Origin of the sequence: Rhodococcus sp. GA1 (assembly GCF_024321955.1) — a bacterium.
Taxonomy (GTDB): Bacteria; Actinomycetota; Actinomycetes; order Mycobacteriales; family Mycobacteriaceae; genus Rhodococcus; species Rhodococcus pyridinivorans.
Window position 1 is genome coordinate 280,990 of record NZ_CP097186.1, and the last position, 12,849, is coordinate 293,838.

At 69.9% G+C, this 12,849-nt stretch carries 15 protein-coding genes and 1 pseudogene; 3 read left to right on the forward strand and 13 right to left on the reverse strand.

Features of this window, described 5'->3' with window-relative positions:
* The 6 genes from M3330_RS01350 to M3330_RS01375 form a co-directional block, all read right to left on the reverse strand.
* Window positions 1-1,314, reverse strand: a complete 1,314-nt coding sequence (locus M3330_RS01350; RefSeq protein WP_006551445.1) for a dihydroorotase — start codon at window positions 1,312-1,314, stop codon at window positions 1-3.
* A gap of 44 nt (window positions 1,315-1,358) precedes the next feature.
* Window positions 1,359-2,300 (reverse strand): aspartate carbamoyltransferase catalytic subunit, encoded by a 942-nt coding sequence (locus M3330_RS01355; protein ID WP_006551444.1) that lies wholly within the window; start codon window positions 2,298-2,300, stop codon window positions 1,359-1,361.
* The gene (pyrR, locus tag M3330_RS01360) at window positions 2,297-2,914 is read right to left on the reverse strand and encodes a bifunctional pyr operon transcriptional regulator/uracil phosphoribosyltransferase PyrR (protein WP_024100783.1); all 618 of its coding nucleotides are present in this window, start codon (window positions 2,912-2,914) and stop codon (window positions 2,297-2,299) included. Before pyrR ends, M3330_RS01355 begins: the two co-directional genes overlap by 4 nt.
* A gap of 208 nt (window positions 2,915-3,122) precedes the next feature.
* Window positions 3,123-3,632, reverse strand: a complete 510-nt coding sequence (gene nusB / locus M3330_RS01365; protein ID WP_255026754.1) for a transcription antitermination factor NusB — start codon at window positions 3,630-3,632, stop codon at window positions 3,123-3,125.
* Window positions 3,633-4,196, reverse strand: coding sequence for an elongation factor P (gene efp, locus M3330_RS01370; protein ID WP_006551441.1), 564 nt, complete (start codon window positions 4,194-4,196; stop codon window positions 3,633-3,635).
* A 34-nt stretch (window positions 4,197-4,230) separates the two neighbouring features.
* Entirely contained in the window at window positions 4,231-5,328 is a 1,098-nt protein-coding gene (locus M3330_RS01375) for a Xaa-Pro peptidase family protein (RefSeq protein ID WP_255026758.1), read from the reverse strand.
* A 75-nt stretch (window positions 5,329-5,403) separates the two neighbouring features.
* Here M3330_RS01375 and M3330_RS01380 point away from each other — a divergent pair, with 75 nt between their 5' ends.
* Window positions 5,404-6,006 (forward strand): B-4DMT family transporter, encoded by a 603-nt coding sequence (locus M3330_RS01380; RefSeq protein ID WP_219130311.1) that lies wholly within the window; start codon window positions 5,404-5,406, stop codon window positions 6,004-6,006.
* A 116-nt stretch (window positions 6,007-6,122) separates the two neighbouring features.
* Complete coding sequence (locus M3330_RS01385) at window positions 6,123-6,725, forward strand: TIGR03086 family metal-binding protein (protein WP_120282414.1); 603 nt, start codon at window positions 6,123-6,125, stop codon at window positions 6,723-6,725.
* A gap of 25 nt (window positions 6,726-6,750) precedes the next feature.
* On the opposite strand, the gene aroB is transcribed toward M3330_RS01385, so the two are convergent.
* From aroB to M3330_RS01405, 4 genes are read right to left on the reverse strand one after another with little or no spacing between them, the layout of a single operon-like run.
* Window positions 6,751-7,860, reverse strand: a complete 1,110-nt coding sequence (gene aroB, locus M3330_RS01390; RefSeq protein ID WP_255026760.1) for a 3-dehydroquinate synthase — start codon at window positions 7,858-7,860, stop codon at window positions 6,751-6,753.
* On the reverse strand, window positions 7,857-8,423 hold the full coding sequence (locus tag M3330_RS01395) for a shikimate kinase (RefSeq protein WP_006551436.1): 567 nt from the start codon (window positions 8,421-8,423) through the stop codon (window positions 7,857-7,859). The genes aroB and M3330_RS01395 overlap by 4 nt, the downstream gene beginning before the upstream one ends.
* Window positions 8,424-8,427: 4 nt before the next feature.
* Window positions 8,428-9,615 carry a chorismate synthase gene (gene aroC / locus M3330_RS01400; RefSeq protein WP_006551435.1) on the reverse strand — a complete coding sequence of 396 codons (1,188 nt, stop codon included), beginning with the start codon at window positions 9,613-9,615 and terminating at the stop codon, window positions 8,428-8,430.
* 48 nt (window positions 9,616-9,663) lie between these two features.
* Complete coding sequence (locus M3330_RS01405; RefSeq protein WP_230809452.1) at window positions 9,664-10,281, reverse strand: A24 family peptidase; 618 nt, start codon at window positions 10,279-10,281, stop codon at window positions 9,664-9,666.
* Window positions 10,282-10,445: 164 nt separating this feature from the next.
* On the opposite strand from M3330_RS01405, the gene M3330_RS01410 reads away from it, so the two are divergent.
* Entirely contained in the window at window positions 10,446-10,826 is a 381-nt protein-coding gene (locus tag M3330_RS01410) for a DUF1622 domain-containing protein (RefSeq protein ID WP_255026761.1), read from the forward strand.
* Here the strand turns inward: M3330_RS01410 and M3330_RS01415 are convergent.
* The 3 genes and pseudogenes from M3330_RS01415 to M3330_RS01425 all read right to left on the reverse strand — a co-directional run.
* On the reverse strand, window positions 10,819-12,066 hold the full coding sequence (locus tag M3330_RS01415; protein WP_255026763.1) for an RNA polymerase sigma factor: 1,248 nt from the start codon (window positions 12,064-12,066) through the stop codon (window positions 10,819-10,821). The genes M3330_RS01410 and M3330_RS01415 overlap by 8 nt on opposite strands.
* A 13-nt stretch (window positions 12,067-12,079) precedes the next feature.
* Window positions 12,080-12,436: a YciI family protein gene (locus tag M3330_RS01420; protein WP_006551431.1), complete on the reverse strand. Its 357-nt coding sequence runs from the start codon at window positions 12,434-12,436 to the stop codon at window positions 12,080-12,082.
* A gap of 107 nt (window positions 12,437-12,543) precedes the next feature.
* A pseudogene (locus M3330_RS01425) lies at window positions 12,544-12,840 on the reverse strand (hypothetical protein); the annotation flags it as partial.
* Window positions 12,841-12,849 lie beyond the last annotated feature (9 nt).

Here is a 12,849-nt window from a genome sequence, read left to right on the forward strand (position 1 = left end):
CTACCTTTCGGTCGAGCGCGGGAACACCGCACCGTCGCGGGCGGTGATCCGTCCGCGCAACACGGTGGTGGTGACCCGGCCCGGCAGGGTCATGTCCTCGTAGGGCGTGTTGTGGGAGATGCTCGCGAGGTCGGGACCGTGCACCGTCCACTCGGTATCCGGGTCGACGAGCACGATGTTCGCGGGTTCGCCCACCTCGAGGGGCCGGCCCTGATCGTCGAGGCCCACGATCTCCGCGGGACGCTCGCTCATGACCTTCGCGACGCCGCGCCAGTCCAGCAGGCCCGGCCGGACCATCGTCTCGATCACGACGGACAACGCCGTCTCGAGCCCGAGCATTCCCGGACGTGCCTGTGAGAACTCGCAGCACTTGTCCTGTTCGGCGTGCGGGGCGTGGTCGGTGGCCACGCAGTCGATGGTCCCGTCCGCGAGGCCGCGGCGCAGTGCTTCGACGTCGGATCTCTCGCGCAGCGGCGGATTGACCCGGTTGATGCCGTCGTAGCTCTCGAGACGCGAGTCGTCGAGGAGCAGGTGGTGCGGCGTGACTTCGGCGCTGATCGAGATGCCCTGCGAGCGCGCCCACCGGACGAGCTCGACGGTGCCGGCCGTCGACGCGTGGCAGATGTGCACGCGGGCTCCGGCGTCGCGGGCGAGCAGCGCGTCGCGGGCGACGATGGACTCCTCGGCGGCGCGGGGCCAGCCGGTGAGGCCGAGACGCGCCGCGGTCGGTCCTTCGTGCGCGACGGCACCGACGGTCAGCCGCGGCTCCTCGGCGTGCTGGGCGATGAGGACACCGAGCGAGGCCGAGTACTCGAGCGCGCGACGCATGAGCAGCGGGTCGTAGACGCACTTGCCGTCGTCGGAGAACATCCGCACGCCACCGACACCGGCGGCCATCGTGCCCATCTCGGCGAGCTGCTTGCCCTCGAGTCCGACGGTGACCGCACCCACGGGGTGGACGTCGACGAGCCCGACCTCGCGGCCGCGGCGCCACACGTGGTCGGTGACGACCACCGAGTCGGCGACCGGATCGGTGTTGGCCATCGCGAACACCGCGGTGTACCCGCCGCGCGCCGCGGCGGCCGAGCCCGAATCGACGGTCTCGGTGTCCTCGCGGCCCGGTTCGCGCAGGTGCGTGTGCAGGTCCACGAAGCCCGGGAGCACGATCTGCCCGGTACCGTCGACGATCTCCGCGTCGGCGTCGGCCTCGAGATCGGTACCGATCGCGAGGATCTGCTCGTCGCCGAGCAGCACGTCGACCGGGTCGCCCTCGCCGTAGAGGCGGACGTTGCGGATGAGCACCTGCGGCGTCACCTGTGTCACTCCTGTTCCTGTGTCTCCCGGATGGGAAGTGTGGGTCACGACAGGCTCCCTTCCGTGCCCACGAGCAGACGGAAGAGCACCGCCATCCGCACGTGGACACCGTTGCTCACCTGCTGCAGCACAGCGCTCTGCGGGGCGTCGGCGACGGGGAAGCCGATCTCCATGCCGCGGAGCATCGGGCCGGGATGCAGGATCACGGCGTGCTCCGGCAGCAATGCCGCGCGCTTGGCGTTGAGTCCGTATCGAATCGAGTACTCGCGGGCGGACGGGAAGAACCCGCCGTTCATGCGCTCGGCCTGCACCCGCAGCATCATGACCGCGTCGAGGGTGGGAAGTTCGGCTTCGAGCGAATCGGCGACCGTCACCGGCCAGGTCTCCACCCCCACCGGCAGCAGGGTGCGGGGAGCGACGAGCACGACCTCGGCGCCGAGCATGCTCAGCAGCAGCGCGTTCGACCGGGCGACACGGCTGTGCAGCACGTCGCCGACGATGCCGATCCGGCGGCCTTCGATCGAGCCGAGACGCTGGCGCAGGGTGAGCGCGTCGAGCAACGCCTGAGTGGGATGTTCGTGGGTACCGTCGCCGGCGTTGACCACGGCCGGTCCGGAGCCGGATTCGTTGGTCCACTGCGCGATCCGGTGCGCGGCACCGGAGGCGGAGTGACGGACCACCAGCGCGTCGGCGCCGGCGGCGTGCAGGGTCAGCGCGGTGTCGCGCAGCGATTCGCCCTTCTTCACCGACGAACTGGACGCCGAGACGTTGATGACGTCGGCGCTCATCCACTTGCCGGCGACCTCGAAGGACACGCGGGTGCGGGTGGAGTTCTCGTAGAAGACGGTCATGATGGTGCGGCCGCGCAGCGTGGGGAGCTTGCGCACCTCACGCCCGAGCAGTGCCTGCTCGAACCGCTCGGCCTCGTCGAGAAGCCCCGTCGCGGAGTCCTTCGTCAGATCCGCGATGGTGAGCAGGTGTTTCACTGGGACTTGCCTCCGGAGATCTCGACGGCGTCGCGCCCGTCGTGTTCGGTCAGCAGCACGCGGACGTCCTCGCTGCGCGCGGTGGGGACGTTCTTGCCGACGTAGTCGGCCCGCAGCGGCAGTTCGCGGTGGCCGCGGTCGACGAGGACCGCGAGTTGCACCGCGCGGGGTCGTCCGAGATCGCGCAGGGCGTCGAGCGCGGCGCGGACGGAGCGTCCCGAGAACAGGACGTCGTCGACGAGGACGACGAGGGTGTTGTCGACGCCGCCCTCGGGCACCGAGGTGCGCTCCAGCGGGCGGTGCGGCTTCGTGCGGAGGTCGTCGCGGTAGAGCGTGATGTCGAGCGAGCCGACCGGGACACGGACGCCGGCGAATTCCTCGATGCGGTCGGCGAGGCGTTGGGCGAGGGTGATCCCGCGGGTGGGGATGCCCAGGAGCACGACGCGCGGTGCGTCCTCGGGGGTGTCGAGAGCGGTCTTCTCGATGATCTGGTGTGCGATGCGGGAGATCGTCCGGTGGACGTCGGCAGCGGAGAGCAGCTCACGCGCCGGCACGCCGGTACCGGAAGACGTAGTGGGGGTAGAAGCTGTGGACCCGTCCTCGGACACGGCCATACAGCGACCTCCTTCTCCGCCTCACTGGACGGATCGTTAAAGGATGCCTGACAGTTGTCGAGCCTATCAGCGTCGACGTCCGCCCCGGCACGGATGACGGGTGAAGCGCAACACAGGCCCGGATGCGTGAGCGGGCCCGGCGGGAGTCTTCCCACCGGGCCCGCTCACGGTGCCTCGTGTCGTCGCTCACCCGAGAAGGGTGACGAAGTCAGGACTCGTTCGAGCCCTGATCCTGCGACTCCTGCGCCGGCCGGGCGAGGGTGGCAGCGGCTGCTGCACGCACCTGGTCGGCGACAGTGACGATCTGACCCAGCACCCCGTTGACGAAGGCCGGCGAATCGTCGGTGGACAGCTGCTTCGCCAGCTCGACCGCCTCGTCGACGGCCACCACGGGCGGCACGTCGGTCGCGTGGAAGAGCTCCCACACCGCGATGCGCAGGATCGCGCGGTCGACGGCGGGAAGGCGGTCCAGCGTCCATTCGTGCAGGTGATCGGCGATCACTCGGTCGGTCTCGTCGAGGTTGTCGGCGACACCGCGGACGATGGTCTGCGCGTATGCCGGCACCGGCGCGACCTGGTCGTCGTCGATCGCGAGTTCGACGCGATCGGCGGCGAGGTCGACGGGGTGCACGTCGCGGGCCTCGGCCTCGAAGAGCAGGTCCACGGCGCGCTTGCGGGCCTTGTGGCGGGCCCCGAGCTTCTTCTGGTTACCGGACACTCAGGAATTCACTCGCCCGAGGTAGCTGCCGTCGCGGGAATCGACCTTGAGCTTGTCGCCGGTGTTGATGAACAGCGGGACCTGGATCTCGGCGCCGGTCTCGAGGGTCGCGGGCTTGGTGCCGCCGGTGGAGCGGTCGCCCTGCAGGCCCGGATCGGTGTGCTGGACGACGAGCTCGACCGTGACCGGGAGCTCGACGAACAGCGGGACGTCCTCGTGCGTGGCGACCTGCACGGGCATGTTCTCGAGCAGGAAGTTGGCGCTGTCGCCGAGCAGCTCGGGCGAGATGGTGATCTGGTCGTAGGTCTCGCCGTCCATGAAGACGTAGTCGGTGCCGTCGTTGTAGAGGTAGGTCATGTCGCGGCGATCGACGGTGGCGGTCTCGACCTTGACACCGGCATTCCAGGTCTTGTCGACGGTCTTGCCCGACGTCACATTCTTGAGCTTCGTGCGCACGAAAGCAGGGCCCTTGCCCGGCTTGACGTGCTGGAACTCGATGATCTGCCAGAGCTGTCCGTCGATTTTCAGAACGAGGCCGTTCTTGAAGTCACTGGTATCAGCCACTTGGTTCGTGTCTCCTAGGGTCGAGGAACCGCCCTCAAACGACGGTCAATGTCTTGTCGGTGAGCGTGAGCAACTCCGGAGTATGCTCCCGCACCACGAGCGTGTCTTCGATCCGCACGCCTCCGCGCCCCGAGAAGTACACGCCCGGCTCGACGGTCACCGCCGCACCGGCGACAAGTGTACCGGTCGCCGCGGCGCCGATTCCGGGCGCTTCGTGGATCTCGAGGCCGACTCCGTGGCCCAGCCCGTGCAGGAACAGGTCGGCGTAGCCGGCCTCGGCGATCACGGTGCGCGCGGCGGCGTCCACCGCGGCACAGTCGACACCGGGCGCGAGCGCCTCGCGTCCGGCCTGCTGCGCGCGCAGGACCAGCTCGTACAGGTCGCGCTGCCAGTCCGCGACGCGGCTCAGCACGTAGGTGCGCGTCATGTCGGAGTGGTAACCGCCGATCTGCGCCCCGAAGTCGAGTTTCACGAAGTCGCCCTCCGCGAGGACCGCGCCGGTCGGGCGATGGTGCGGGATCGCCGAATTGGCACCGGCGGCGACGATCGTCTCGAAGGAGATGCCGTCGGCACCGTGCTCGAACATGCGCCATTCGAGGTCGCGGGCGACCTCCTTCTCGGTTCGACCCGGACGCAGACCGCCCGCCGCGATGAGGTCCGCCAGTGCGCGATCGGCCGCACCGCATGCCTCGCGCAACAGACCGATCTCATGTTCGTCCTTCACGGCCCGCAGGTGTTCGACGAGCCCGGGAGCGGGAACGAAGCGGACGGACACGCCGAGCTCGCCCCACCGCGACCGTTCGTCGACCGTGACGACGTGACTCTCGAATCCCCAACGCGCAGAACCTGTTCCGAACTCGGTGACGAGGTGAGCGGCCGACGACCGGGCGATCACGGCCCGCAGGTCGGGGACCTGCTCCCCCACCTGCGTGACGTAGCGGCCGTCGGTGCAGATGACGGTGCGCGTCTCGTTCTCGTCGTCCTCGGTGGAGACGATCAGCGCCGCGTTGGATCCCGTGAAGCCCGTGAGGTAGCGGATACCGGTCAGATCGGTCACCAGCAGCGCATCGAGTTCGCGTTCGGCGAGCAGCGCACGCAGCGCTCGACGGCGGGAGGCGTGGTCGGCAGACATATCGCTCAACCTACCGCGATCACGGCTGTGGGACGGGACACACTGTCGGCTTCGCCACCCGTTACGCTGAGGTACATGAAACCCTGGTTGCTCCGCGGACTCGGGCTCGCCCTGGTCCACGTGGTCGTGCGCGTCCTGCTCGGTGCCGCTCTCATCCAGTGGCCGTTGCAGGGATCGGTACTGCGCTGGCTGGGCTTCGCCGTGGTGGTCGTCGCAGCGTTCGTCTGGGCCGGTCTCGACGGCATCCGCGACCACCGCGCCCATCCCGACGCCGACGAGGGCGACGACCTGACGATGCGCTGGCTCGCCGCCGGTGCGGTCACCGGCCTGGTCGGCGGGGTCCTCACCTGGCTCGTCGACACCGTCACCCCGATGCCGGTGGGTGTGACGTCCCTGTTCTTCGAGATCACCTCCGGTGCCGCGTTCACCGTGCTTCTGGTATTCCTGCCGGCGATGGCGGCGGTGACGCTGGGCCGGTTCTTCGCGCGCCGGAACGAGCGCAAGGCCGCCCGCGACGACGACTGGTCCGTCCACCGCGAGCACCACGCGCCCGCAGGCGTCGGAGCGGCCGCGTCGGCGGGTTCGGCGTCCGCGAATTCCGCGCAGCAGGCCGATCCCGCCTGGCGCAGCGACGACTCGCCCACCGAGGTGTTCCCGAGGATCGATCCGAAACAGTGAGACCCGAGTAGCGAAACCACAGCAGTGAGACCACCCGCCCCCGCACATCGGGGGCGGGTGCTCAGTTTTCCGGGTTGTGACGGTCAGTAGAGGTAGCCGACCTCGAGGAGCCGACCATGACCGACACCACCGAGACACTCGACCTGACTCCCGCGACCCGCCGCATGGAGCGCATCCTGACGGGAATCGACGACGCACAGTTGTCGGGGCCCACACCGTGTTCCGAGACCTCCGTCGGTGCACTCGTCGACCACGTGCTGGGCCTGTCGCTTGCGTTCACGGCCGCGGCCCGCAAGGACATCGGCCTGTACACCGACACTCCCCCGCAACTCACGAGCGAACTGACGCCGGACTGGCGGCGTCTCGTTCCCGACCGGCTCGGCGACCTCCGCGGAGCGTGGAGCGATCGCGAGGCCTGGGAGGGCATGACGCGCGCAGGCGGCCTCGACCTGCCCGCGCCGGTCGCCGGACTCGTCACGCTCGACGAACTCGTCGTACACGGCTGGGATCTCGCCGTGGCCACGGGACAGCAGTACTCCTGCGAGCCCGACGAGATCGCCGCGTGTACCGCCTTCGCGGAGAGCATCACCGACGAGGAACGCGTCGCCGACGGGGGCGGACTGTTCGGTCCGGCCGTACGGGTGGGCGACGACGCCCCGCCGCTGGAACGCCTGATCGGACTCACCGGGCGCGACCCGTCGTGGAGACCGCCCGCATAGAACCAGGCGGTCGACCAGGCGGCGGTCAGAGCAGTACGGTTCCCGCGTCGGCCTTGCCCTGGCGCGCGACCTCGGAGTAGGCCGCCGCGAGCAGGGTCGGGTCGGGTCCTTCGAGCCTGCCGGGCTTCGCGAGCCCGTCGAGGACGACGAACCGGAGCATGCCGGCGCGGTTCTTCTTGTCGGTCTGCATGCCCTTGAGCAGGTCGGCGAAGACATCGGGATCGTAGGTGGTGGGCAGGCCCACGGATTCGAGGATCGCGCGGTGCCGGTCGGCGGTGGCGTCGTCGAGACGCCCTGCAAGCCGGCCGAGTTCGGCGGCGAAGACCAGGCCCACCGATACGGCGGCGCCGTGACGCCAGCGGTACCGCTCGCGGCGCTCGATGGCGTGGCCGAGGGTGTGACCGTAGTTGAGGATCTCGCGCAGGCTCGACTCCTTGAGGTCGGCCGCGACCACCTTCGCCTTGACCTCGACCGATCGACGGATCAGCTCGGGCAGCACCGTCCCGGCAGGATCGAGCGCGGCCTCGGGGTTCGCCTCGATCAGGTCGAGGATCACCGGATCGGCGATGAAGCCGGTCTTGATCACCTCGGCGAGTCCGGCCACGATCTCGTTGCGCGGCACCGTCTCGAGGGTCGCAAGGTCGACGAAGACCGCCGAGGGCTCATGGAACGAACCGACGAGGTTCTTGCCCGCCTCGGTGTTGATGCCGGTCTTGCCGCCCACCGCGGCGTCGACCATCGCCAGCAGCGTGGTGGGGATGTGGTAGACCCGCACGCCGCGCATCCACGTCGCGGCCACGAAACCCGCGAGGTCGGTGGCGGCACCGCCGCCGAGGCTGATGACGGCGTCCGAACGGGTCAAGCCGATGCGGCCGAGCACCTCCCAGCAGAATCCGGCGACGGCCAGCTCCTTGCCGTCCTCGGCGTCGGGGATCTCGATGCGGTGGGCGTCGATGCCGGTCTCGGCGAGCGCCTCCCGCACGGCCTCGGCCGTCGCGGTGAGCGTCGGCTGGTGGAAGATCGCGACGGTCCGCGTGCCGGACAGTTCTTCGACGACGTCACCGAGCAGTCCCCGGCCGATGATCACCGGATAGGGCTGGGCGGTCTCGACGTCGATGCGTACCGGTTCGGTCACGGTGTGGGGCTCCGATCCTCGCTGATGGTCTGGCTGGTCGCGGCGTCCGCCGCTTCGAGTTTGGCGAGCACCTGCTGGACGACCCGCCCGGGGCTGCGGCCGTCGGTGCGCACCCGGATGGTCGCCGCCTGCCGGTACAGCGGGCGGCGGCGACGCATGAGGTCGCGGTATTTCTGGGCCGGATCACCACCGGCCAGCAACGGCCTGGTTCCGGCGGCGCCGACCGCGCCGGTGCGACGCAGTCCTTCCGCCACGCTGATCTCGAGATAGACGACGGTGTGTCCGGCCAGTCGCGCGCGGGTGCGCTCCGAAAGGATCGCTCCCCCGCCCAGGGACACCACACCGTCGTGGGTGTCGAGGGCGCGCGCGACCACCTCTTCCTCGGTCTCCCGGAAGGCCGGTTCGCCGTCCTGGGAGAAGATGTCGGGGATGGTCCGGCCGGTCACACGCTCGATCTCGGCGTCGGTGTCGAGCAACGGCAGCTCGAGCGCGTTCGCGACCCGACGACCGATCGTCGACTTGCCCGCTCCCGGCGGGCCGATGAGTACCAGGCGAGGCGACATGCGATCACCGCGGCGGCCGCGCCGCGATGCCCTTCAGGTAGTGGTCGATGTTGCTCACGGTCTCGGCGAGCGAGTCGCCGCCGAACTTCTCGAGGGCGGCCTGCGCGACGACGAGGGCGACCATCGCCTCGGCGACGACACCCGCCGCGGGCACCGCGCACACGTCGGAACGCTGGTGGATCGCGACGGCCTCGTCGCCGGTGGTCATGTCGACCGTCGACAGGGCGCGCGGCACGGTCGAGATCGGCTTCATCGCCGCCCGCACGCGCAGGGCCTCACCGTTGGTCATGCCACCTTCGATGCCGCCGGCGCGGTTGCTCGAGCGGAGCACACCGTCGAGGCCGGGCTTCATCTCGTCGTGGGCAGCGCTGCCGCGGCGACGCGCGGTCTCGAAGCCGTCGCCGACCTCGACACCCTTGATGGCCTGGATCCCCATGAGGGCCGCGGCCAGTCGCGCGTCGAGGCGATCGGCACCGCTGACGAACGAACCGAGGCCCACGGGCAGCCCGTGCACCACGACCTCGACGATTCCGCCGAGGGTGTCGCCGTCGCGCTTGGCGGCCTCGATCTCGGCGATCATGGATTCCTCGGCGGCCTTGTCGTAGGCACGCACTGGGCTCGCGTCGATCGCGGCGAGATCGTCGGCACCGGGTTCGGGGCCGACATAGGGATCGGATGCGCCGATGGAGATGACATGCGAGACGACCTCGGCGCCGAACGCCTGGCGCAGGAAGTTCCGGGCAACCGTGCCGGCCGCCACGCGTGCTGCGGTCTCCCGGGCGCTGGCGCGCTCGAGGACGGGACGCGCGTCGTCGAAGCCGTACTTGAGCATGCCCGCGAAGTCGGCGTGGCCGGGGCGGGGACGGGTCAGCGGCGCGTTGCGCGCCTGACCTTCGAGCAGTTCGGCATCGACCGGGTCGGCGGCCATGATGGTTTCCCACTTGGGCCATTCGGTGTTGCCGATCTCGATCGCGATCGGGCCGCCCAGGGTGCGTCCGTGCCGGACGCCACCGATCACGGTGACCTTATCGGCCTCGAACTTCATGCGTGCGCCGCGGCCGTAGCCCAGTCGCCGTCGCGCGAGTTGCTCCGAGATGTCGTTCGACGTCACCTCGACTCCGGCGACCATCCCCTCGAGCATCGCGACGAGAGCGGGACCATGGGATTCTCCAGCAGTTATCCAACGCAGCACAGGTCCATCCTTCCATGTTCGTCCGCCGACTCGACATGCCGCCCCTGGTCAACCCGTCGAGATCACCGCCAGCGCCGCGGCGGCGCACATCGACGGTCCGTGCGGAAGCACGCGCGGAGCGGCACGCACACCCCCGCGGCGGGCCTCCCGGAGCCGCAGAAACAGGGCCGCACCTGCGGTGAGGACGGATGGGAGCAGTGCACCGAGGAGCACCGCCGACGGGCCGGCGAGTCCGGTGACGGCACCGAGCCCGAGGGCGAGTTTGACGTCGCCCGCACCCACCGACCGCGGCACCGCGAGGTGGGTGATCAACAACGGTGCCGCGAGCAGAAGTGCACCGGCGAACGCCGCCCGGCCGTGCCCCGTCGCCGCGGCCACACCGAGGATCGTGCCCGCTCCCCCGAGCGTCAGCACGTTCGGCAGACGCCGCACGAGCAGGTCCACGGTGCTCAGGCACACGCACCACCATCCGAACATCGCTGCTCCGACGACCGCCGCGCCCGTGGTGATCGAGACCGCGACGAGTGCGGCTGCCGCGCATGCCGCCTCGCACGAACCCGGCAGCGGCCGACGACCGGCCGTTCTTCCCGCCACCACGCGCACGATCGCTCCCACGCCCACGCCGAGAACCACCATCGCGAGCTCACCCACCGTCTCCCCTGCCACGACCCGGAGCATCCCCCATCCACACTCGCCGGCAGGGCGTTCGCGCGGTGTCCGGCCCGGTCCTGTGGACAGGCGCACCTCCTGTGGACAAAGCCGCACGGTGCGGCGATCGTCCTGCGAGGATTGCCGGAGTCTGTCGGTTCCGGTCGGAAGGTTCTGGTCGAATGGAGATTTCGTCGCTGCTCGAACACGTGGGCACGGCCATCGACGTCGTCGGAGTCGGCGTCATGGTGATCGGCGCAGTGGCGGCGACGTGGATCGCGGCAACCGCGCGGCGGCGCGGGCCGGGTTCGGAGATCTACGAGCCGTACCGGCGCAATCTCGGCCGGTCGATCCTGCTCGGCCTCGAATTCCTGGTCGCCGCCGACATCATCAAGACCGTCGCCGTCACGCCGACCTTCACGTCGGTGGGTGTGCTGGCGGTCATCGTGCTCATCCGTACCTTCCTGAGTTGGTCGCTGCAGCTGGAGATCGACGGCCGGTGGCCGTGGCAGCGTTGGGTTCCCGAGGCCGAGACGACGACCGGCACGACACCGGCTACCTGAGCGCGTCCCGCAGGTCGTCGCGGCGACGCAGGAGATGTGCGCGTTCGACCGCGTTCTCCGTGCGCGCCGCGGCGGTGGTGTACGCCTCGCTCGCCTCGGTGATCCGGCCGAGGCGGGCGAGCAGGTCGGCCCGGACGGCGTGGAAGACGTGGTACCGCTCGAGCTCGAGGCGGTCGACGATCCCGAGAGCCGCTGCGGGACCCTCCACTTCGGCGAGTGCGACGGCCCGGTGCAACGCGACGACCGGTGTGGGATCCGCGGCCATCAGCAGGTCGTAGAGCGCGACGATCTGCGCCCAATCGGTGTCCTCGAAGGTGGGCGCGTCGGCGTGCACCGCGGCGATCGCGGCCTGGATCTGGTAGGGCCCCGGCCTGTTCCAGCGCAGGGTGCGCCGCACGAGCGCCTGTCCTTCGTCGATCAGCGCGCGGTCCCACCGCGAGCGGTCCTGGTCTGCGAGCAGGACGAGTTCGCCGCCGCGCCCTGTCCGCGCGGCGCGTCGGGATTCGCCGAGGAGCATCAGGGCGAGAAGTCCCGTGGTCTCGGGATCGTCGGGAACGAGCCCTGCCAGCAAGCGGGCCAGCCGCGCCGCCTCCGAACACAGGTCCGTATCGGCGAGTTCGGGTCCGGTGCTCGCCGTGTGGCCCTCCGTGTACACGAGATAGAGCACGGACCGCACCGCGTCGAGGCGTTCGGGAAACTCGTCCGGGGACGGGATGCGGAACGGGATGCGCGCGTCGCGGACCTTCCCCTTGGCTCGGGAGATCCGTTGCCCCATAGTCGTTTCCGGCACGAGGAAGGCTCGGGCGATCTGCGCGGTGGTCAGCCCGCCGAGCAGCCGCAGTGTCAGCGCGACCCGCGACGCAGGCGCGAGCGCCGGGTGACAACAGGTGAAGATCAGACGGAGGCGATCGTCGGGGATCTCGGGCGGGACGACCGCTCCGGAGTCGAACGCGTCGTCGGATGTCGGGTAGAGCAGGTCCGCCTCGGCGTGCTTGACCGGACGTGCGGCCTCCCGCCGTGCCCTGTCGATCGCCCGGCGACGGGCGGTGGTGATGATCCACCCGGCCGGGCTCGGCGGGATCCCCTCCCCGGGCCATCGTTCGACGGCGGTCGAGAAGGCGTCCTGCACCGCGTCCTCGGCGGCGTCGATGTCGCCGAGGACGCGGGTGAGCACGGCGACCGCCCTGCCGTATTCCTCACGGAAGGCACGTGCGATGTCGGCGGTGGACGGCCCGGTCATCGAGCTTCGCACGTCATCCGGCGCAGGAGCCGAACGCCAGGGGCCGCACCTCGATGGGCAGTGTGGTGGCGTCGGCAAGACCGCGCGCCCACCTCAGCGCCTCGTCGAGGTCGGGCACGTCGATGACGTCGAAGCCACCGAGATGCTCCTTGCCCTCGATGTACGGACCGTCGGTCGTCGCCGTGCGCCCCTCGTCCGTGCGCACGACCGTCGCCGTATCCGGAGGGTGAAGGCCGCCGGAGAACACCCAGACCCCTGCCTCCCGGATCTCGTTCTGCCACGCCGCGACCTTCTTCATGATCGGTTCGAGGAACTCCGGTGACGGCGGTTCACCGTCGGGCTGGTAGATGCTCAGCAGGTACTGCGCCATGGCGGGGTCCTTCCCCTCGGCGGCCGGCGGCTCCGGCCTCTCACCCTCTATACGAACGGTAGGGCGCCGATTCGACACCTGCGCGGAGAAATCCGCTGCCCACCCGCTCAGGCATCGCAGGTGGACAGCGGACGGTGTCGGGTGCGGCCTACTGCGACGAGTTCGACGATGGTGGCGTTGGCCTGGCCACCGCCCTCGCACATCGTCTGCGTGCCGTACCGGAGGTTAGTGCGGCGCATGTGGAAGATCATGTCGGTGAGGATGCGGGCACCGGAACCCCCGAGCGGGTGACCGAGAGCGATCGCACCACCGTTGGGGTTGAGCTTGTCCTCGGGTGCGCCGATCTCCTTCCGCCACGCCATGGGCACCGGAGCGAACGCCTCGTCGACCTCGAAGACGCCGATGTCCTGGTG